This is a genomic window from Blautia sp. OF03-13, assembly GCF_003460685.1.
GTDB classification, from domain to species: Bacteria; Bacillota; Clostridia; order Lachnospirales; family Lachnospiraceae; genus Fusicatenibacter; species Fusicatenibacter saccharivorans.
Window position 1 is genome coordinate 148,594 of sequence record NZ_QTVR01000007.1, and the last position, 19,605, is coordinate 168,198.

Genomic DNA, 19,605 nt, shown 5'->3' on the forward strand with positions numbered 1-19,605 from the left:
TCAATGGGAAATAATTGAAAAAGATCAAAATAGTGTTAGAACATGAAAATTAAGATCAAGTATTCTGCCGGAAATGTTAGTATAATGCTAAGTAGAAAATAAACGAAAAGAGCAGAGCCCATGCATGCGTTTGGAACGGCGGGTTCTGGAAAGGGAGGTTTTTATGCAGTATTTTGAAAAACAGGGAAATGCGCTGATTTTCCGGCAGGATGGGGAGACGGTCCGGGTGGAGCCGTGGCAGAAGGACAGTCTTCGGGTGAGAGGTACGCTTCTTTCGGAGATAGAAGAGGGAAGCATTGCACTGCTTGATCCGGAACCGGTGGAAGCGGAAATTGAGCTGGTGGATGAACTGAAAGCGACGATTAAAAACGGTAAAATCCAGGCGATTCTCGAGCTTCAGCCGTGGGGACAGAAGCTTCGGATTACGTTCCTGAATCAGAAGGGCGAGGTGCTGCTCTCCGAGATCGCGAACGGCGGAGCACTCTGCCTGCGCGCACACGATTACCGTGCATTGAAGGGCGGCGCTTATCAGCTGAAAGTATCCTTCGATTCCAACCCGGATGAGAAGATTTACGGTATGGGACAGTATCAGCAGGAGCGAATGAACCTGAAGGGATGCAACCTGGAACTGGCGCACCGCAATTCGCAGGCGAGCATTCCGTTTTATGTATCGAGCCTTGGCTACGGCTTCCTGTGGCACAATGCAGCAGTCGGTGAGGTTCATTTCGGAACAAACACAACGGAATGGCTGGCACGCACCACAAAGCAGCTCGACTACTGGGTAACCGCAGGCGATACCCCGGCGGAAATTGAAGAGCACTTTGCAGACGCCATTGGTAAGGTTCCGATGATGCCGGAGTACGGCCTTGGCTTCTGGCAGTGCAAGCTGCGCTACTACAACCAGGAGCAGGTACTGAATGTGGCACGCGAGTACAAAAAACGCGGCATTCCGCTGGATGTCTTTGTCATCGACTACTATCACTGGCCAAGATGCGGTGATTATCGTTTTGATGAAGAATATTTCCCGGATCCGAAAGCAATGATCGACGAGCTGCATGAGATGGGCATCGAGACGATGGTTTCCATCTGGCCGCAGATCGACTGGAGAAGCGAGAATTACGAAGAAATGAAACAGCAGGGACTCCTCGTGAAGAGCAACGCAGGTGTTGATGTACAGATGCTGTTCCATGGAAATAATGTCTTCCTGGATGCAACAAATCCGAGAACAAGAAAGTATGTATGGGAGAAAGTAAAGAAAAATTATGCAGATCTCGGCATCCGCACCTTCTGGCTCGATGAGGCTGAACCGGAGTTTTCAACCTATGAGTACGAGTGCTACCGCTACGCCGCAGGCCCGGTGGAAGAGATCGGAAATATTTATCCAAGAGAGTATTCCCGTATGTTCTACGAGGGCCAGAAAGAGAGCGGCCAGGAGGATATCGTCAACCTCGTCCGCTGCGCATGGCTCGGAAGCCAGAAATACGGAGCCCTTGTGTGGTCCGGCGATATTTTCTCAACCTACGAGGACTTCCGCAAACAGATCTGCGCAGGCCTTCATATGGGATTGTGCGGCATTCCGTGGTGGACAACCGATATCGGCGGATTCCACGGCGGTGTGACTGAAGATCCGGACTTCCAGGAGCTGCTTGTGCGTTGGTTCCAGTTTGGCACCTTCTGCCCGGTTATGCGTATTCACGGAAACCGGGGACCAAGAGAAGAGATCATCAACAAGGCTGGCGAAGTGCGTGAGGGAACCGGAGCTGACAACGAGGTATGGAGCTTCGGAGAGAAAAATTATGAAATCCTGACAAAATTCATTGGTGTCCGCGAAAAAATGCGCGATTACACGAGAAGCCTGATGGCAGAAGCACACGAAAAAGGAACACCGGTCATGAGAACGATGTTCTATGAGTTCCCGGAAGATGCAGCATGCTGGGACATCTCCGATGCTTACATGTTCGGCTCCGACATCCTTGTAGCACCGATTGTCCGGGCAAAAGCAACGAGCCGTACCGTTTATCTGCCGGCCGGTGCGTCCTGGACGCTGGCAAATACCGGTGATGTTTATGAGGCGGAAAAGCCTACGAAATCGAGGCGCCGATCGAAACACTGCCGATCTTCCTGCGCGACGGAAAACAGGGATATCTGGTGGGAGAGATCTGATAAATCACAGAGCAGTTGTTTGGTTATGGGCAGGCAGTAAATGCGGATTGCAGATAGCTGCATGAAAAAAGAAAAGGAAAAAGGGAAAAGCATTCCGGGAGATCGATAAGATCCAAAGGAATGCTTTTCCGATGTTATAAATCAATCACGGATCCGAAAAACGGATTTTAGCTTTGTTCCGCATACGGGCAGGCGGACAGAAAAACTTACGGAAGCGGATGGCCTGCCGCCAGATACAGCTCATACCATTCTTCCCGCGTCAGCGTAATATTGCATGCCGCGATAATCTCTTTCAGGCGGTTTTCGCTTGCCGTACCGGTGACGAGCTGCATATTCGCCGGATGGCGCAGAATCCACGCCGCTGCAATCGTGGTATCACTGACACCGTATTTTTCGGCCAGCACGCGGATTTTCTGGTTCAGCTCCGGATACTCGTCACTTCCAAGGAAGCATCCCTTCCATGACGGCATCTGGAATGGCGACCACGCCTGAAGCGTAATATCATGGAGCCGGCAGTAGTCGAGCAGACTTCCGTCGTGGTCAACCGAGCCCGGTGTCTCCATATTAACTTCCATGCCATTTGCAACAAGATTGGAAACCGGAATGCTGAACTGTACCTGATTGACAACGAGCGGCTGGCGGACATACTTCTGCAGAAGCGCAATCTGCATCGGCTTGTGGTTGGAAACACCGAAATGGCGGACCTTTCCGCTCTCAAACAGAACATCAAACGCTGCTGCAACTTCTTCTGGCTCTACGAGGGCGTCCGGGCGGTGGAGCAGCAGAAGATCGAGATAATCGGTCTGTAGCCGTTTTAAAATACCGTCCACCGATTCCAGAATGTGCTCTTTCGACAGATCATAGCAGCCCTGGCGGATGCCGCATTTGGACTGGATCAGAACATCCTCGCGGTGCAGGGAAGGATCGGAGGCAAATGCATCACCGAAAACTGTTTCACTCATACCGCTGCCGTAAATATCAGCATGATCAAAGAAATATGCGCCCTGTTCCAGCGCGGAATGGATGAAATGATTCATCTCGTCTTTCGATTTTTCGGAAAGCCGCATGCATCCGACTGCAATCGAAGGAACTTTTCTCAGATGACTGCCTAAAACCGTTTCTTTCATGACAGAATTCTCCTTTGTGATAAAATAAAATCTTACTCTCACTATACCACTCAAGTACACTTGAGAGTCAATCTTTTTTGGGAAAAAGTGGTGAAAGCTTTCGCCAGAACCGCTGCGGATTCGACCAAAACACAGAAAAGCCGAACTTTGTTAACAAAATCGGAACAAAATCGACAACAAAGTTTACTTGCATTTTCGAAAAAATGATGTAAGATAGGGGTATTCGAAAAAAGATCCGAAAGGATCTGTAAATCTGTACTGACTCAGATAATGGAGGTTTACCCATGGATGCAAAAATCATAGCCGGAATCCTGGCAGCAGGAGGCGCAGCCTTAGCTGCCGGCGGCGTATATAGAATGAATAAGAAAACTGGTTACTTCAAAAAAGGAAACTCCGTCCGGTACGATGTTTCCCGGATCCCGTTTAAAAAGACGAGTCCGTTAAAAGGAAAGACGGTTGTCTTCTTGGGATCTTCCGTGACGAAGGGATTTGCGGCCCACAACAATGCGTTCGCGGAGTACATAGCGAAAAAAGACAGCTGTATCTGCATCAAAGAAGCGGTCAATGGAACAACACTGATTGATAACTGTGAGGATTCCTACATCGAGCGCATGCGCGACAATCTCGACCCGGAGCGTCAGGTGGATCTGTTTATCTGCCAGCTTTCCACGAACGATGCAACGCGCAACAGCCCGCTCGGCGAAATTTCGGAATCCCGTGATCTGGACAGCTTCGATGTCAAAACCGTCTGCGGTGCGATCGAGTACATCATTGCGTATGCAAAAGAAACGTGGCACTGCCGGGTCATGTTCTACACTAACCCACAGTATGATTCCGATACGTACGCAAAGATGGTGGAAGCACTTCTGAAAATTCAGGAAAAATGGCAGATCGGCGTGATTGATTTCTGGAATGACGAACGGATCAACAGCATTTCGCCGGAAAAACGGAAACTGTATCTCCAGGATCCGATCCATCCGATGAAGGCCGGCTACGCTGAGTGGCTCGTCCCGGTGATGGAGCAGCGGATTGCCGAATATCTGGAAACGCAGGTATCATAAAAAAGACAAAAAAATACTTTCGTGGTTTCTTTGGTTGGAAGATTCCGCGAAAGTATTTTTTTATTGCGCTGCCCTTAATGGAGCCGGATGATCAGGCTGCTGTGCTGACGAAATTGTTTTTTCCGTACTTTCTGTTACGTTCCGTTTTTTACGGATCCGGAACTGTTTGAAAATGCCGCGGATGGCGTCGTAGAGCTCCGGCTTTAAGTCCTCAAGCGGGATTGGCTGCTGATACAGGATGGCATTGTAGCTTGTGCCGCTTACGAGTTCCAGAATCATATAGAACATCAGCTCCGGTGAGCGGTACGTATATGCCGCGTGAGAGAGCAGCGATTCGTAAATTGTGTAGATAGCAGGTGCGTCACTGAACGGAGAAAATGTAAGCGAATTTTTGAAGAACCCCCAGCTTAAGTGCTTGGAGATCAGCGTCACAAGGCTGTGGTTGGCAGCAAACTGATCGAGGATATTGTCGGTGATGAAAAGCACCTGCTCCTCAAAATCCTGGATGTCCGGATGGCGCAGCAGATCCGCATAGGCTGCCTGGAATATCTGGCTTGCCTTGTGCGCAATCAGATGATTTCGAATATCGTATTTATCTTTGAAATAAAGATAGAAAGTGCCCTTTGCAACGCCGGCGTTGTTCACGATGTCCGAAATAGAGGTTTTATTAAAGCCGTTGTCGATAAAGAGCGAGAAAGCAGAGTCCAGAAGGGACTCACGTTTCATTTGTTTGTTATTATCAATTTTTCCCACAGAGAGTCTCCTTTCCTGAAAGATATCAAAAGCGTGTGTCATTATCCTGTCTATAATTATAGGTATCATACATGGAAACTGTCAAAGGGAAAATGACTAATTTTCTCATTTTTGTGACTATGCACGAAGAAAAAAATGACCGATCGTCAATTTTGTGCAGTATTTAATGTTGACTAAGAGTCATTTTTGCGTTATAACATTAGATGATTGAAAGGCATAGGAAAAACATCCTCGATCTGAGGGAAACAGTATCCCGCAGTATCTTACTCCGAGCGGGTTTTACTTCTCTTATGATCCTGGATTTCATCATAAAAAACCATTATAAAAACCACAGAAAGGAAGTTTATCACAATGAATAGAAACAGAAAACTGAGAAAACAGATGATGTCTGGTCTTGCTGTTGGTATGGCTGCTGTTATGGGAGCTGCTCCGGTTTATGCAGCGACAGGAGAGGACGCAGCGGTTTCCAAAGAAGAAACCGTATATGTAAATGCAAATGCAGACGGATCGGAAGATCAGATTACCGTATCCAACTGGCTGAAGAACGCAGGAACGGAAAAGAACCTGCAAGATGAGAGTGAACTGAAGGACATCAAAAACGTAAAGGGCGACGAGGAGTTCACCCAGAGCGGAAACAAGCTGACCTGGCAGACAGACGGCGAGGATATCTATTATCAGGGAACAACCACAAAAGAGCCTCCGGTTTCCGTGAAGTTCACCTATTATCTGGACGGCAAGGAAATCAAACCGGATGACCTGGCCGGAAAGAGCGGAAAACTGAAAATCAAAGTTGACTATACAAACAACACAAAGACAACGGTTGACATCAACGGCAAGAAAGAGACGATGTACACCCCATTCGTCCTGATGACCGGAATGATTCTTCCGCAGGATACTTTCTCCAATGTCAAGATCGACAATGGTAAAGTCATTTCCGATGGAAGCAGAAACATCGTAATCGGATTTGGTATGCCGGGCCTGCAGGAAAGCCTGGGATTAAATTCCGATTCCCTTGAAGATCTGGTATCCGGTGACAGCGATTTCGAACTGCCGGAAAGCCTGGAGATCACTGCAGATGTGGAGAACTTCTCTCTGGATTCTACCTTCACCGTTGCACTTGACGATGTTCTCGACACCATCGATACCGACAACATCACCGGATACGATGACCTGAAGGATGCACTGAGTGATCTTGAGGATGCTGCAATGGAACTGGTTGACGGTTCCAAGGCACTCTCCGATGGTGTGGATACTTTAAAAGACAGCTACAAAGAGCTGGATGACGGTATCGGAACGTTAAAAGGCGGCGCTGACGAGCTGAACAGCGGAGCCGGCACACTGGCAGGCGGAGCCGGCACACTGGCAAGCGGAGCATCGACTCTGGCAAACGGAACTTCTACTCTGAACAGCGGAGCTTCTACCTTAAACAGCGGAGCAGCTACCCTGTCCAACGGAGCATCCACCTTAAGCAGCGGAGCTTCTTCCCTGGCAAGCGGCGTAAACTCCTACACCGAGGGCGCTGATGCCTTGAATAAAGCAATCCAGACGTATCTTGGAAAGAACGGTGTGCTGACTGGAAGCGTAACCGAGTATGTAAACGGTGTGAATAAAGTCGTTGCAGGCGTAAAACAGTACACCGACGGAACAACACAGCTGTCCGACGGCGTTGCTTCTTATGTAGCAGGTGAGAAACAGCTTGCAGCAGGCGCTGAGAAGCTTCAGCCTCTGGCAGACGGCCTGACCGAGGTAAACAGTGCAATCGCAACACTGAACGCAGCACTCGACGGAAAAGATGAGAATGATATTTTAGCAGGAGCAAAACAGCTCTCCGAAGGACTGACCAGTTTGAACGAGCAGCTGCAGAGCACCGATGTACAGAGCCTTCTGACGATGGTAGACGGCATGACCAGCACCGGTTCTACCCTGATCTCCGAGACCGAGGCACTCTCCGAGGTTCTGAACACCACAATCGCAGGATCTGTCAACAGCATGATGACAAACGGCAACGAGCTGATGAGCCAGATGGATACGCTGTCCAAAGGACTTGAGAGCTACTTAAGCGGTCTGGAGGCACAGATCACGAATCAGGCAACGCAGATGGGAACCCAGATGGCAGCACAGGTTCAGGCATGGGCAGACGGAGCAGCAGCACAGCTGAACCAGGAAGCAACAGCAGCAGCACAGAGCGCAGCTGATGCAGCAGCAAGCCAGGCATCCGCCGATGCAGCAAAACAGGCAAATGATCAGCTCTCCGCAGCAGCGGCTACACTGGATGCACAGATTTCCGCAGCTAAGAGCGCCGGAAATACAGAGCTTGCCGATTCCTTAAGTAAAGCAAGAAATCAGATCGGAAGTGTCAGCGTTTCCGCTTCAGCAGGAACCGTTTCGGTTACTCCGGTTACAGCTCCGCAGATTACTCTTCCGGAACTGAACTTCGAAATCGAGCGCCCGGATCTCTCCGGTCTTGCAGCAATGCAGCAGAAGATGAGCGACATCAAGAGCCAGTACAGTGATCTGCAGAAGACGGTTGCAGCTCTGATGCCGCAGCTTGAGACCATGCAGAAACAGATGCAGACCATCACCGATAATAAAGCAGTTGTTGAGCAGAATCTTGGTGCAATGCAGAAACTGACCGCAGGTGTGGCACAGCTTGATGCAGGCGGAAGCGCTCTGTACAAGGGCATCGGTACTCTGTCCGCAGGTGTGAGCCAGCTGTACAGTAGCACAAATGAGAGTTTTGCAAAAGCAACAGCAGGCATCAATGCACTGAACGCAGGATTCACTCAGCTGAGTGCTTACAATGATACGCTGCTTTCCGGCGCAAGCCAGCTGAAAGCAAATGCACCGGCTCTGGTTGAGGGTGTTACGACTCTGCAGGGCGGCACGACACAGCTGACCGCAGGTCTTGGACAGCTGGGAAGCCAGTTAAGCGATGGATCTGCAAAACTTTCTGCAAACAGCGGAAGCTTAAGAAGCGGTGCTTCTCAGGTAGCAAGCGGAGCATCCCAGCTGGCAAGCGGAGCCTCCACACTGGCAAACGGAACTTCTTCCCTGGCAAGCGGAGCTTCTGAACTGAACAGCGGAGCTTCTACGCTGGCAAGCGGAGCATCTACGCTGGCGAGCGGAGCTTCTACACTGGCAAATGGAACTTCTTCTCTGGCAAGCGGAGCTTCTGATCTGAAATCGGGAAGCAGCAAGGTTGTTGATGGTATTGACGAGCTGTCCGATGGGGCGAAAGAACTGGCTGACGGTACGAAGAAGTTTGAAGAAGAGGGTACCAGCAAGCTGAAGAGTACCTTTGAGGATGATCTGGGAGATGTACTGGATCGGATTCAGGCGCTGAATTCGGATAAATGCGCTTATACTTCTTACAGTGGTAAGGCAAATGGAATGGATGGAAGCGTGAAATTTATTATCGAGACTGCAGCAATTGAAGCTGCGGAAGAGTAATGTGATTCCACGGTAGATTGTGAGGCCGCCTGCGGTCGGGATGTTTTCCCCGACCGCAGGCGGCATTTACGTTACGTGGGGTGCAAAAAGACAAAAAATAAGAACAGCCCGCGGATATGCGGGCTGCTCTTTCATAATGAGGGGGGAGATAGTTTTGAGTGGTTCATCAACTATCTAAGTTATAGTATAGGGAAGAAATGTGAGCAAAGTATGTCTATTTTCTAAAAGAAACAGTAAATTTCTAAAGAATAAGTGAATCCATCCATTGAGTAAATCACTTCCGTTCGCCAAAACGTAGATGGGTCCCCAGGCGCAGCGGAGCGTCCGCCCCCCGCGGTGCCTGGGGGTCGTATCCTCCCGTCCTATTCAAAAGAAAGTTTCCGGTTCCCATAACTCTTCCGGTACTGTCCCGGCGTCATCCCGGTGAGTTTTCGGAAAGCCGTGGAAAAATTATGCGCATCCTGAAATCCAACGTTATAGGCAATCTGAGAGACCGTGTGATTTGTGTCCGTCAGCTCGGCCATAGCGCTGTCCATTTTGGATTTCAGGATGAATTGTTTTAACGTCATCCCGGTGCCCTCGTGGAAGAGGGAGGAGAGGTATTTGTCGTTGTAGCCGAAATAACGGGCGAGTTCGGTGACTTTGAGGGACTCGCTGCTGTGGTACTGGATGTAGCTGATGATGTCCTGCAGGATCTGCGTCCGCTGCGTTTCGGAAGTGTAGGTGCGGTAGAAGGGACTCTGACAGTTGATTTCGCCGAGAACAGCGGCAGTCAGGCTGTTGTTGAGGAACGTGTTGTGGAAACGCAGGGAAGTGTCCTGGAGCTGCTTCATGAGGATGATGACGCGGTTCGGGGACGAAAGCGTTCCCTGGCGCGGGATGCATAACGTTTCGGGGTAGTTGGATGGAAGCTGGGCGGGAGCGAGGTCCTCAAGGCGGTAGGAGGATGGCGGTGCAGCATGAAACTCATCCAGAACCGATCCGGCGGTCGGGTCAGAAGGAGCGATGATCGGTGCGGAGGGGATACCAGGGATAAAATGGAGCCAGTAGAAAGCGCAGCTTCCTTTTTTCGAGCCGTGCTGATGGACGGTCGGCGGCAAAAGAAGATATTCGCCGGGGTGAACCTCGTAAGAGCGGCGTTCGTCCGCGATAAAAAGCGTTCCTTCCGTCACAACCATCAGTTCAAAATTGACGAGATTCCGTGTCAGGTGCATCCACTCCGGGGACGGGGACTGGAATTTGCCGCAGAGGTCGTAGGTAAAACAGGCGGCATCTGGAAATAAAACAGAGATCATATGACTTTTTCAAACCTTTTCAAACATTCTTGTATTTTAAACGGCGGTCCGTTTTGCTAAAATAAAACTATAGAAAAACAGAAAAACAGCCGTCAAAAGAAGTGTAACGCTTCCCATATCTGAAAGCAAGGAAAATATCTTTTTCAAACCAGGAGGCGGCGGAAGACAACGAAAAAGGAGACCGAAAAAATGGATCAGAAAAACTTCAGCAAACCATTATCCCTGGCAAAAGTCCAGGTTACCGATGCATTCTGGAAAAAAGAGATGGAGCTTGTCCGCACCGAAGTAATTCCGTATCAGTGGAATGCCTTAAATGACAATGTTCCGGGAGCAGCACCGAGCTTCTGTATGCGGAACTACCGCCGCGCCGGTGAAGTTGAAAAAGAGCGGAAAGCAAAAGGAGACAAATTTGTTCAGATCAAATATCCGCTGGATACTTTTGAGACACTGCCGAAGGATGGCAAAATGGACGGAAGATTTTATGGCTTCCTGTTCCAGGATACCGATTTTACCAAATGGGTGGAGGCAGTTGCGTACTCCCTGACACAGCATCCCGATCCGGAGCTGGAAAAAACGGCAGATGAAGCAATTGAAGCTGTCTGCGCAGCACAGAGAGAAGACGGATACCTCGATACCTACTATCTGATCAACGATCAGGATATGATTTTTACAAACCTTAAGGACAACCATGAGCTGTACTGCTTCGGTCATCTGACGGAAGGCGCCGTGGCCTATTATCAGGCGACCGGAAAAGACCGTCTCTTAAAAGCAGCGGAGCGTTTCGCGGATTTTATTGCCAGCAAACTCGGTCACGGCGAGGGTAAAAAAGCAGGTTATCCGGGTCACGAAATTGCAGAGATGGCTCTGATGCGTCTCTATGATCTGACCGGCGAGCAGAAGTATCTTGATCTTGCAAAATACTTCATCGATGAACGCGGAACAAAACCATACTATTACGATATCGAGCGCGGTCTGACCTGCCCGGAGGGCGAGGAACGATATAGCTACAATCAGGCAAACCGCCCGGTGCGTCAGCAGGATGAGGTGCAGGGGCACTCCGTACGCGCCGTATATCTCTATTCCGGCATGGCGGATGTGGCAAGGGCAACGCAGGATGAGAGCCTGCTGAAAGCCTGTGAAACTCTCTGGAACAACATGGTGCATCAGAAAATGTACGTCACCGGCGGAATCGGTGCCACTCATATAGGAGAGGCATTCTCTTTCAACTATGACCTGCCAAACGATACCGCTTACGCAGAGACCTGTGCATCCATCGGTCTTGTGTTCTTTGCTCGCCGCATGCTGGAGATTCAGGCAAAAGCAGAGTACGCGGATGTGATGGAATTAGCCCTCTACAATGGCGTTCTCTCCGGAATGGCGCTCGACGGAAAGAGCTTCTTCTATGTCAATCCGCTGGAGGTACTGCCGGAGGCATGTCACAAGGATGAGCGGAAATTCCATGTAAAACCGATCCGTCAGAAATGGTTCGGCTGTGCCTGCTGCCCTCCGAACCTGGCAAGAACGGTAAGCTCAGTTGCATCTTACGCATACACGGAAAACGACACAACCCTGTTTGTCCACTTGTACATGGGTGGAACAGCGGAAGGAGAAAAAGTAAAAGCATCCATCACTTCCGAATTCCCGTGGGACGGCCATGTTTCCGTGACCTGCGAGAGCGATACCAAAGAGCCGTACACCTTTGCATTCCGCATCCCGGGATGGTGTGCTTCTTATGAAAAAGAGATTCCAAAAGGCGCAGAAGTGGAAGAAAAAGACGGGTATCTGTATGTGACAAAAGTATGGGCGAAGGGTGAGACGATCCGCCTGAACTTCCCGATGGAAATCCAGTTTTTGGCATCCAATCCGCTTGTACGCGAGGACGCCGGCCGTGTTGCCGTAAAACGAGGACCGGTTGTTTACTGTATGGAAGAAGCAGACAACGGAAAGAATCTGCATTTGACAAAACTCTGTGTGAATGGTGAAAAAACCGCAGAAGCAGCCGATGAGCTGGGCGAGCACTTTGTGCGCGTAACGGCCGAGGGACGTCGCATGAAGCTGGGCGATGCGGAAAAACAGCCGTTGTATCATCTGTATCAGAAAGAGGAAGAGGAAAAGACGAAACTGAAGCTGATTCCATATTATATGTGGAACAACCGAGGTGAGGGTGAAATGCAGGTATGGATCCGCGCATGTGAATGATTTTATTAAAGAAGAAATAAAAAATTCCGGAAAAGGGATGGCTCCTGATGTAGCCTCCCCTTTTTTCCGGAGTTCTTGTTATGTCAAAATATGAGAATCCTGCAAAAAAGAAAGTGAATTTTTTGCAGGATTCTTTGTGCTATTGGTACAGATTATTTTCTGCTTCTCATAGAAAGACTGCCGAAAGCAGAAGAAACGGCGGGCAGAATCACGAGGACGACCGCAAGGACAATCATTCGATCCACAAAGTCTGTCATGGCCTGTACAACGCAGACAGAGAGAGTCAGATTCATACCGAGGCTGTGAAGCAGCTGCACCAGCACAGTGGAGCCGGAGGAAGTAATTCCACCGAAAACAACCGCGGTGATTGTGGAACTTACCACAGTACCCGGAAGTGAGATTACAAGCGCTGCCGGAAACAGCTTCCAGCCCATGGAGCGGAGAGAAAGACTCTCGCTGCGGGATCCTGCCGTATGGGACGGGCGGAGTCTGCGGAATACAAGGCCGGCAACGAGACCGATGACAAGCTGCACCGGAATATAGTAAAACGCATAGACATCACTCGTCATGCCGGAAATGAGTCCGGAGATCAGTCCCGGAACGAGGCCTGCAGCAGGTCCGAACAGAGCGGCTGCCAGAACTGTTCCGATGGAGTCCAGATAAACCGGAAGACGCAGCAGCAGAGCAATGGTACCGCCGAGAATATTGATGACACCGCAGAGCGCGAGTGTCGTGAGTTTTAACGTACGGTTAGTATTCATCATGCCTCGCCTCCTTTCTGAAACATCGTCTCATGTGGGAAGACCGGCGGTGCGGTGAGAATCTGGTCGAGAACCGGTGCGGATTCCTCCTGCGGCACGCCGAGAACGCGCTCAAAGAACATCAGGAAGAAACGGCGCACATCGACCTGCGTCAGAATGTGGCTGTTCGGTGCTTTCTGATAAAAATTCATGGCATCCACAACCGTCTGTCCGATGCAGAGGCCTCCGGTTTCTACCTGCGTATACGCATCAAAACCGCTGCAGAGCGACGGATCCACAAGATAAGCGGCCGCAAGCGGATCGTTGATCACGCATCCGATGACCTTTTCCTGTTTCCAGTGGAAATCAAAGTAGAAGCGCGTCAGCTCCTCAATGCGGGTTCCGACTCCTGGATTTACGCATTTCATATATTCCACAAGATTCGGCGTCAGGACAATTTTTCGTGTGACATCCAGCCCGATCATATGAAGCTTTTTGCCTGCAAGCTGCGGCAGCTCGGAAAACGCGCGGAATACTTCGGCTGCGGCATCCGGGTCGCACCAGTAATTGTACTCGGCAACCGGGGAGCAGTTTCCATGGCTCTTATAGCTTCCGCCCATGGAGACAAGAGCCGTCAGGTTTGTCAGGCACTCCGGTGCGCGGGAGATGACTTTTGCAAGGTTCGTCATCGGTCCGAGGGCAAGAATGGTAACATCAGGGGTTGCTTTTAAGGTTTCGATCAGGAAAGAAACAGCGTCCTTGTTTGGCGTAAGGCCTTCGGCATCCGGCCAGCCCGATTCGCCGAGACCGTCCATGCCGTGGGTGTCCATCGCGTCCACGTAGTCGCGGACCAGAGGCGTCTCCTCGCCGACATAAACCGGGACATCTGGTTTTCCAATCATAGAAAGAATTTTGAGGGCATTTTTAGCGCCCATAGAAGCGGGTACATTTCCGCTGACTGTGGTGATGCCGACAAGATCCAGCTCTTTCGAAGCCGCGGCAAGCATCAGGGCGAGAGAATCGTCGATGCCCGGATCACAGTCGATGATCAGTTTTCTTGCATTCATTTTCCAATCTCCTTTGATGAAAATTTTGAGATACTTGGTTTTTTATACTGGGAAGTTCACGAACCAGTCCGGACACCCGCAAAAAAGACGGGAAAATCCGATTGCATAAATGCACGGGCAAGAGTATAGCACAGATAAAAAAAAAAATCCAGTAAAACAAACCTTGCCTGTTTTGAAAAAATCGGTTATGGTATAGAAAAGCATACAGCAAATGAGAACATGGGAGAAAAGAAAATGGCAGATGGATTTTTAGCACCAACTGGGAAATTCTATCCCAAAACAGAAAATTTTCATGCGCAGACCGCGCGGGCGATTTTAGGTCCGGACGGCCAGACGGACGAGCCGATCCAGGAGCTTTTGCGCAGCGGTTATATTTTATTTGTAGGATTCCACAAACCAGGCGAACCGGAAAATCTCCATGCCGATATGGATTACGTCCTCGGCGGACCGGGGTATCCGGCAACCGAAGGGCAGAAGGCCTGGATTGCAGAACATACGGAAGAGCTGTCGAGAAAGCAGCAGTTTGACATCAACAACGACGAGACAAACTTTGAGAACTTTTACATCAGCAATGTCCGCATGTTTCCCTGGTGCAAAGGGTGTGCCGAAGAGAAAGCGCGTGACCTCTGGGGCAATGCACAGAGCGAGGAGAAGCCGAAGCGGTGTGATGCGTGTCCGGCCTTCAGGAACCGTCCGCTTTAACGAAAAACAGAAAATGTCAGAAAATAATCTGGTGAGATTATAATAGGAAGAAAAAATACTTTTGCACAGTAATGCATCAATGGGGGAAATCCGCAGAAGCCGCGTAAATACGCGATTTTTTGCGAATTTCCCCCTTGACTTTTGAAAGGACAGACGCTATAATAAACGAGCGTGCGTAAAAGACTGTTTTTTGCGCGCAAAAGCTGCAAAGCAATTATGTTGAACTAAAGCAGCCGTATGAAACCCCGTGGGACACACGGAGAAATCTATCAGGAGGTGAAATGGAATGCCAACATTCAACCAGTTAGTAAGAAAAGGCCGTGAGACTTCCGTAAAGAAATCTACCGCGCCGGCACTGCAGAAAAGCTACAATTCTCTGAGAAAGAAATCCACAGATATGTCTTCTCCTCAGAAGAGAGGTGTGTGCACAGCTGTTAAAACTGCTACACCGAAAAAACCTAACTCAGCTCTTCGTAAAATCGCCAGAGTTCGTCTTTCCAACGGAATCGAAGTAACAAGTTACATCCCAGGAGAAGGTCACAACCTTCAGGAGCACAGCGTTGTTCTGATCCGTGGAGGAAGAGTTAAGGACCTGCCAGGTACCAGATACCACATCATCCGTGGTACACTTGATACTGCAGGTGTTGCTAACAGAAAACAGGCCCGTTCTAAATACGGTGCTAAGAGACCGAAAAAGAAATAATTAAGTAAAACGAGTTCGAGATATATCTAGTATCACAAAAAAAGCGAAATGTTGTGCGTTATTCCATAAATCCCCACGGCTGCGGATTTATAGAGAATTTACACGCGCGGACATACTGCAAATAAGTGTGAGTACCGATGATTTAATCGAATGATGGTTAAGGAGGGAAGTAACGTGCCACGTAAAGGACATACTCAGAAAAGAGATGTTTTAGCAGATCCGTTATACAATAACAAAGTGGTAACCAAGCTGATCAACAACATCATGCTGGATGGTAAGAGAGGCGTTGCCCAGAAAATCGTATACGGCGCATTTGCTAAAGTAGAAGAAAAAGCTGGAAAACCAGCAATCGAAGTATTTGAAGAAGCAATGAACAATATCATGCCGGTTCTTGAAGTAAAAGCAAGACGTATCGGTGGTGCTACTTATCAGGTACCGATCGAGGTAAGACCGGACAGACGTCAGGCTCTTGGCCTTCGTTGGCTGACCGCTTATTCTCGCAAGAGAGGCGAGCGTACCATGGAAGACAGACTGGCAAACGAGATTCTGGATGCATCTAACAACACAGGTGCTTCTGTGAAGAAGAAAGAAGAAGTTCATAAGATGGCAGAGGCTAACAAGGCATTTGCTCACTACAGATTCTAAGAGGAGGAAAATCCGTTGGCTGGAAGAGAATATCCATTAGAGAGAACCAGAAACATTGGTATTATGGCTCACATCGATGCAGGTAAAACAACCCTGACCGAGCGTATCCTGTACTATACCGGTGTTAACTACAAGATTGGTGATACTCACGAAGGAACTGCTACCATGGACTGGATGGAACAGGAGCAGGAGCGTGGTATCACAATTACTTCAGCTGCTACAACCTGCCACTGGACTCTGGAAGAGAACTGCAAGCCGAAACCGGGCGCTCTTGAGCACCGTATCAACATCATTGATACCCCAGGCCACGTTGACTTTACCGTAGAGGTAGAGCGTTCTCTTCGTGTACTGGACGGCGCTGTCGGCGTGTTCTGTGCAAAAGGTGGTGTGGAGCCTCAGTCTGAGAACGTATGGCGTCAGGCTGATACCTACAACGTACCGCGTATGGCATTCATCAACAAGATGGACATCCTTGGTGCTGACTTCTACAATGCTGTAGATCAGATCAAGACCAGACTTGGTAAAAATGCTATCTGCCTTCAGCTTCCAATTGGTAAGGAAGATGAGTTCAAGGGAATTATCGATCTGTTCGAGATGAAAGCTTACATCTACAACGACGATAAGGGTGATGATATCTCCATCACTGATATCCCGGAAGATATGAAAGACGACGCTGAGCTGTATCATACAGAACTGATCGAAAAGATCTGCGAGCTGGATGATGAGCTGATGATGCGTTATCTGGATGATGATATCCCGTCTGTTGACGAGATGAAAGCAGTTCTGCGTAAAGCTACCTGCGAGTGTACAGCTGTACCGGTATGCTGCGGTTCTGCATACAGAAACAAAGGTGTTCAGAAACTTCTGGACGCTATCCTTGAGTACATGCCGGCTCCGACCGATATCCCGCCAATCGAGGGTACCGATCTGGACGGAAACCCGATCGTAAGACATTCTTCCGATGACGAGCCGTTCTCCGCACTGGCATTCAAGATTATGACAGACCCATTCGTTGGTAAGCTGGCATACTTCCGTGTGTACTCCGGTACGATGAACTCCGGTTCTTACGTACTGAATGCAACAAAAGATAAAAAAGAGCGTGTTGGACGTATCCTTCAGATGCATGCAAACAAACGTATGGAGCTGGATAAAGTTTACTCCGGTGACATCGCAGCTGCAATCGGATTCAAGTTCACCACCACAGGTGATACCATCTGCGACGAGCAGCATCCGGTAATCCTTGAGTCTATGGAGTTCCCGGAGCCGGTTATCGAGCTGGCTATCGAGCCTAAGACAAAAGCAGGCCAGGGCAAACTGGGCGAGTCCCTTGCAAAACTGGCTGAGGAGGATCCGACCTTCCGTGCACACACCAATCAGGAAACTGGCCAGACCATCATCGCTGGTATGGGTGAGCTGCATCTGGAAATCATCGTTGACCGTCTGCTTCGTGAGTTCAAAGTAGAGGCTAACGTAGGTGCTCCGCAGGTTGCATACAAAGAGACCATTACCAAACCGGCAGACATCGACAGCAAATATGCAAAACAGTCTGGTGGACGTGGACAGTATGGTCACTGTAAAGTTAAATTCGAGCCTATGGATGCAAACGGCGAAGAGATTTACAAATTCGAGTCTACCGTTGTCGGTGGAGCTATTCCGAAAGAGTATATCCCGGCTGTAGGCGAAGGTATCGAAGAGGCTATGAAAGCCGGTATCCTGGGAGGCTTCCCGGTAGTCGGTGTTCATGCAAATGTATACGACGGATCTTATCATGAGGTCGACTCTTCTGAGATGGCATTCCATATTGCCGGTTCTCTGGCGTTCAAGGAAGCTATGCAGAAGGGTGCTCCGGTTCTTCTTGAGCCTATCATGAAAGTCGAAGTTTCCACTCCGGAAGATTACATGGGTGATGTTATCGGTGATATCAACTCCCGTCGTGGTCGTATCGAGGGTATGGATGACATCGGCGGCGGAAAGATGATCCGTGGATTCGTACCGCTGGCTGAAATGTTCGGTTACGCAACAGACCTTCGTTCTAAAACTCAGGGACGTGGTAACTACTCCATGTTCTTTGATAAATACGAGCAGGTTCCGAAAAACGTACAGGAAAAAGTTCTGTCTGCAAAAGCAAAATAATGTAAGAAAAATAATCGGGTGTGCAGCTGTCAAAGGCTGCACAGCCTAAAAGTATTATTTTTCTGAGATTTCCCTTGCAAATAAGACGGAAATGCAATATAATCAGACTTAGCAGGTTTACGATTCAGGTGGGTTCCTGCCACCAATTTAGTCTCAAAAAAGCCCACTGGGCGCAATTTTAAGGAGGACATTTTAAAATGGCTAAAGCTAAATTTGAAAGAACAAAACCGCATTGTAACATTGGTACCATCGGCCACGTTGACCATGGTAAAACAACTCTGACCGCAGCTATCACAAAAGTACTTTCTACCAGAGTAGAAGGAAACACTGCTGAGAACTTCGAAGATATCGATAAAGCTCCGGAAGAGAGAGAGCGTGGTATCACAATCTCTACTGCACACGTTGAGTATCAGACAGAGAAAAGACACTATGCACACGTTGACTGCCCAGGCCATGCTGACTATGTAAAGAACATGATCACTGGTGCTGCACAGATGGACGGAGCTATCCTTGTAGTAGCTGCTACAGACGGTGTTATGGCTCAGACAAAAGAGCACATCCTTCTGTCCCGTCAGGTAGGTGTACCTTACATCGTTGTATTCATGAACAAATGCGATATGGTAGACGACGAAGAGCTGCTTGAGCTGGTAGACATGGAGATCCGTGAGCTGCTGAACGAGTATGACTTCCCGGGAGATGACACTCCGATCATCCAGGGTTCTGCTCTGAAAGCTCTGGAAGACCCGGCTGGCCCATGGGGAGATAAAATCATGGAGCTTATGGATGCAGTAGATAGCTGGATCCCGGATCCGCAGCGTGACACTGATAAAGACTTCATCATGCCTGTAGAGGACGTATTCACCATCACTGGTCGTGGTACTGTTGCTACTGGCCGTGTTGAGGCTGGTGTTCTTCATCTGAATGAGGAAGTTGAAATCGCAGGTCTGAAAGAAGAGACCAAGAAAACTGTTGTAACTGGTATCGAGATGTTCCGTAAACTCCTCGATGAGGCTCAGGCTGGTGATAACATCGGTGCTCTGCTTCGTGGTGTTCAGAGAACAGAGATCGAAAGAGGACAGGTTCTGGCTAAACCAGGTACCGTTCACTGCCATACCAAATTTACCGCTCAGGTATACGTTCTGACAAAAGACGAGGGTGGCCGTCATACTCCATTCTTCAACAACTATCGTCCGCAGTTCTACTTCCGTACAACTGACGTAACAGGTGTTATCACTCTTCCGGAAGGAACTGAGATGTGCATGCCTGGCGATAACGTAGAGATGACCATCGAACTGATCCACCCGATCGCTATGGATCAGGGTCTTACCTTCGCTATCCGTGAGGGTGGCCGTACCGTTGGATCAGGCCGTGTTGCTACTCTGATCGACTAATTTCGGTTATCTATGAGCAGTGCAAATTCGGAGAGTAATGACCGGTGGGAGCTTGCTCACACAAGGGCATTAGTCGGAGAATTTATAGGGCGACAGCCCGACCGAGATGGAGCGAAGCGAAATCGAGGAAAGCACTGCGGGAAATAAAATATAATTGTATCGAAAGATACTTGTGC

At 49.2% G+C, this 19,605-nt stretch carries 14 protein-coding genes and 1 riboswitch; of the genes, 9 read left to right on the forward strand and 5 right to left on the reverse strand.

Translation table 11 applies throughout. The features are described 5' to 3' along the window. Positions 1-163 precede the first annotated feature (163 nt). On the forward strand, positions 164-2,203 hold the full coding sequence (locus tag DXA55_RS07350) for a glycoside hydrolase family 31 protein (RefSeq protein ID WP_330415154.1): 2,040 nt from the start codon (positions 164-166) through the stop codon (positions 2,201-2,203). A 166-nt stretch (positions 2,204-2,369) separates the two neighbouring features. Here DXA55_RS07350 and DXA55_RS07355 read toward each other — a convergent pair whose 3' ends face one another. Beyond that, positions 2,370-3,290, reverse strand: coding sequence for an aldo/keto reductase (locus tag DXA55_RS07355; protein ID WP_117813538.1), 921 nt, complete (start codon positions 3,288-3,290; stop codon positions 2,370-2,372). Between the two features lie 284 nt (positions 3,291-3,574). Here DXA55_RS07355 and DXA55_RS07360 point away from each other — a divergent pair, with 284 nt between their 5' ends. Next, positions 3,575-4,351, forward strand: coding sequence for an SGNH/GDSL hydrolase family protein (locus DXA55_RS07360; protein ID WP_022463249.1), 777 nt, complete (start codon positions 3,575-3,577; stop codon positions 4,349-4,351). A 60-nt stretch (positions 4,352-4,411) separates the two neighbouring features. Here the strand turns inward: DXA55_RS07360 and DXA55_RS07365 are convergent, their stop codons facing one another. Next, positions 4,412-5,104, reverse strand: coding sequence for a TetR/AcrR family transcriptional regulator (locus tag DXA55_RS07365; RefSeq protein ID WP_022463250.1), 693 nt, complete (start codon positions 5,102-5,104; stop codon positions 4,412-4,414). A 351-nt stretch (positions 5,105-5,455) separates the two neighbouring features. On the opposite strand from DXA55_RS07365, the gene DXA55_RS07370 reads away from it, so the two are divergent. Then, positions 5,456-8,554: a hypothetical protein gene (locus DXA55_RS07370; RefSeq protein WP_117813540.1), complete on the forward strand. Its 3,099-nt coding sequence runs from the start codon at positions 5,456-5,458 to the stop codon at positions 8,552-8,554. 362 nt (positions 8,555-8,916) lie between these two features. Here the strand turns inward: DXA55_RS07370 and DXA55_RS07375 are convergent, their stop codons facing one another. Then, entirely contained in the window at positions 8,917-9,849 is a 933-nt protein-coding gene (locus DXA55_RS07375) for an AraC family transcriptional regulator (protein WP_117813542.1), read from the reverse strand. A 189-nt stretch (positions 9,850-10,038) separates the two neighbouring features. Between DXA55_RS07375 and DXA55_RS07380 the strand changes: the two genes are divergently transcribed. Then, entirely contained in the window at positions 10,039-12,048 is a 2,010-nt protein-coding gene (locus DXA55_RS07380) for a glycoside hydrolase family 127 protein (RefSeq protein ID WP_055265696.1), read from the forward strand. Positions 12,049-12,200: 152 nt separating this feature from the next. Here DXA55_RS07380 and DXA55_RS07385 read toward each other — a convergent pair whose 3' ends face one another. Beyond that, positions 12,201-12,812, reverse strand: a complete 612-nt coding sequence (locus tag DXA55_RS07385) for an ECF transporter S component (RefSeq protein WP_022463255.1) — start codon at positions 12,810-12,812, stop codon at positions 12,201-12,203. Then, on the reverse strand, positions 12,809-13,855 hold the full coding sequence (locus tag DXA55_RS07390; protein ID WP_055265648.1) for a nucleoside hydrolase: 1,047 nt from the start codon (positions 13,853-13,855) through the stop codon (positions 12,809-12,811). The genes DXA55_RS07385 and DXA55_RS07390 overlap by 4 nt, the downstream gene beginning before the upstream one ends. Before the next feature lie 28 nt (positions 13,856-13,883). Then, positions 13,884-13,928, reverse strand: a riboswitch (PreQ1 riboswitch). 161 nt (positions 13,929-14,089) lie between these two features. Between DXA55_RS07390 and DXA55_RS07395 the strand changes: the two genes are divergently transcribed. The 5 genes from DXA55_RS07395 (at position 14,090) to tuf (ending at position 19,429) form a co-directional block, all read left to right on the forward strand. Beyond that, positions 14,090-14,557, forward strand: coding sequence for a hypothetical protein (locus DXA55_RS07395; RefSeq protein ID WP_147342001.1), 468 nt, complete (start codon positions 14,090-14,092; stop codon positions 14,555-14,557). A gap of 286 nt (positions 14,558-14,843) precedes the next feature. Continuing rightward, complete coding sequence (gene rpsL / locus DXA55_RS07400) at positions 14,844-15,260, forward strand: 30S ribosomal protein S12 (protein ID WP_022463258.1); 417 nt, start codon at positions 14,844-14,846, stop codon at positions 15,258-15,260. Positions 15,261-15,434: 174 nt separating this feature from the next. Next, complete coding sequence (gene rpsG / locus DXA55_RS07405) at positions 15,435-15,905, forward strand: 30S ribosomal protein S7 (protein ID WP_022463259.1); 471 nt, start codon at positions 15,435-15,437, stop codon at positions 15,903-15,905. Positions 15,906-15,920: 15 nt separating this feature from the next. Next, positions 15,921-18,038 carry an elongation factor G gene (fusA, locus tag DXA55_RS07410; RefSeq protein WP_117509903.1) on the forward strand — a complete coding sequence of 706 codons (2,118 nt, stop codon included), beginning with the start codon at positions 15,921-15,923 and terminating at the stop codon, positions 18,036-18,038. Positions 18,039-18,235: 197 nt separating this feature from the next. Next, entirely contained in the window at positions 18,236-19,429 is a 1,194-nt protein-coding gene (gene tuf, locus DXA55_RS07415; RefSeq protein WP_022463261.1) for an elongation factor Tu, read from the forward strand. The last annotated feature ends 176 nt before the right edge of the window (positions 19,430-19,605 follow it).

Bases quoted from the DNA above. Each gene is read 5' to 3' on its own strand.
- DXA55_RS07350 (WP_330415154.1), top strand. From the start codon at position 164: ATGCAGTATTTTGAAAAACAGGGAAATGCGCTGATTTTCCGGCAGGAT.
- DXA55_RS07355 (WP_117813538.1), bottom strand. From the start codon at position 3,290: ATGAAAGAAACGGTTTTAGGCAGTCATCTGAGAAAAGTTCCTTCGATT.
- DXA55_RS07360 (WP_022463249.1), top strand. From the start codon at position 3,575: ATGGATGCAAAAATCATAGCCGGAATCCTGGCAGCAGGAGGCGCAGCC.
- DXA55_RS07370 (WP_117813540.1), top strand. From the start codon at position 5,456: ATGAATAGAAACAGAAAACTGAGAAAACAGATGATGTCTGGTCTTGCT.
- DXA55_RS07375 (WP_117813542.1), bottom strand. From the start codon at position 9,849: ATGATCTCTGTTTTATTTCCAGATGCCGCCTGTTTTACCTACGACCTC.
- DXA55_RS07380 (WP_055265696.1), top strand. From the start codon at position 10,039: ATGGATCAGAAAAACTTCAGCAAACCATTATCCCTGGCAAAAGTCCAG.
- DXA55_RS07385 (WP_022463255.1), bottom strand. From the start codon at position 12,812: ATGATGAATACTAACCGTACGTTAAAACTCACGACACTCGCGCTCTGC.
- DXA55_RS07390 (WP_055265648.1), bottom strand. From the start codon at position 13,855: ATGAATGCAAGAAAACTGATCATCGACTGTGATCCGGGCATCGACGAT.
- DXA55_RS07395 (WP_147342001.1), top strand. From the start codon at position 14,090: ATGGCAGATGGATTTTTAGCACCAACTGGGAAATTCTATCCCAAAACA.
- rpsL (WP_022463258.1), top strand. From the start codon at position 14,844: ATGCCAACATTCAACCAGTTAGTAAGAAAAGGCCGTGAGACTTCCGTA.
- tuf (WP_022463261.1), top strand. From the start codon at position 18,236: ATGGCTAAAGCTAAATTTGAAAGAACAAAACCGCATTGTAACATTGGT.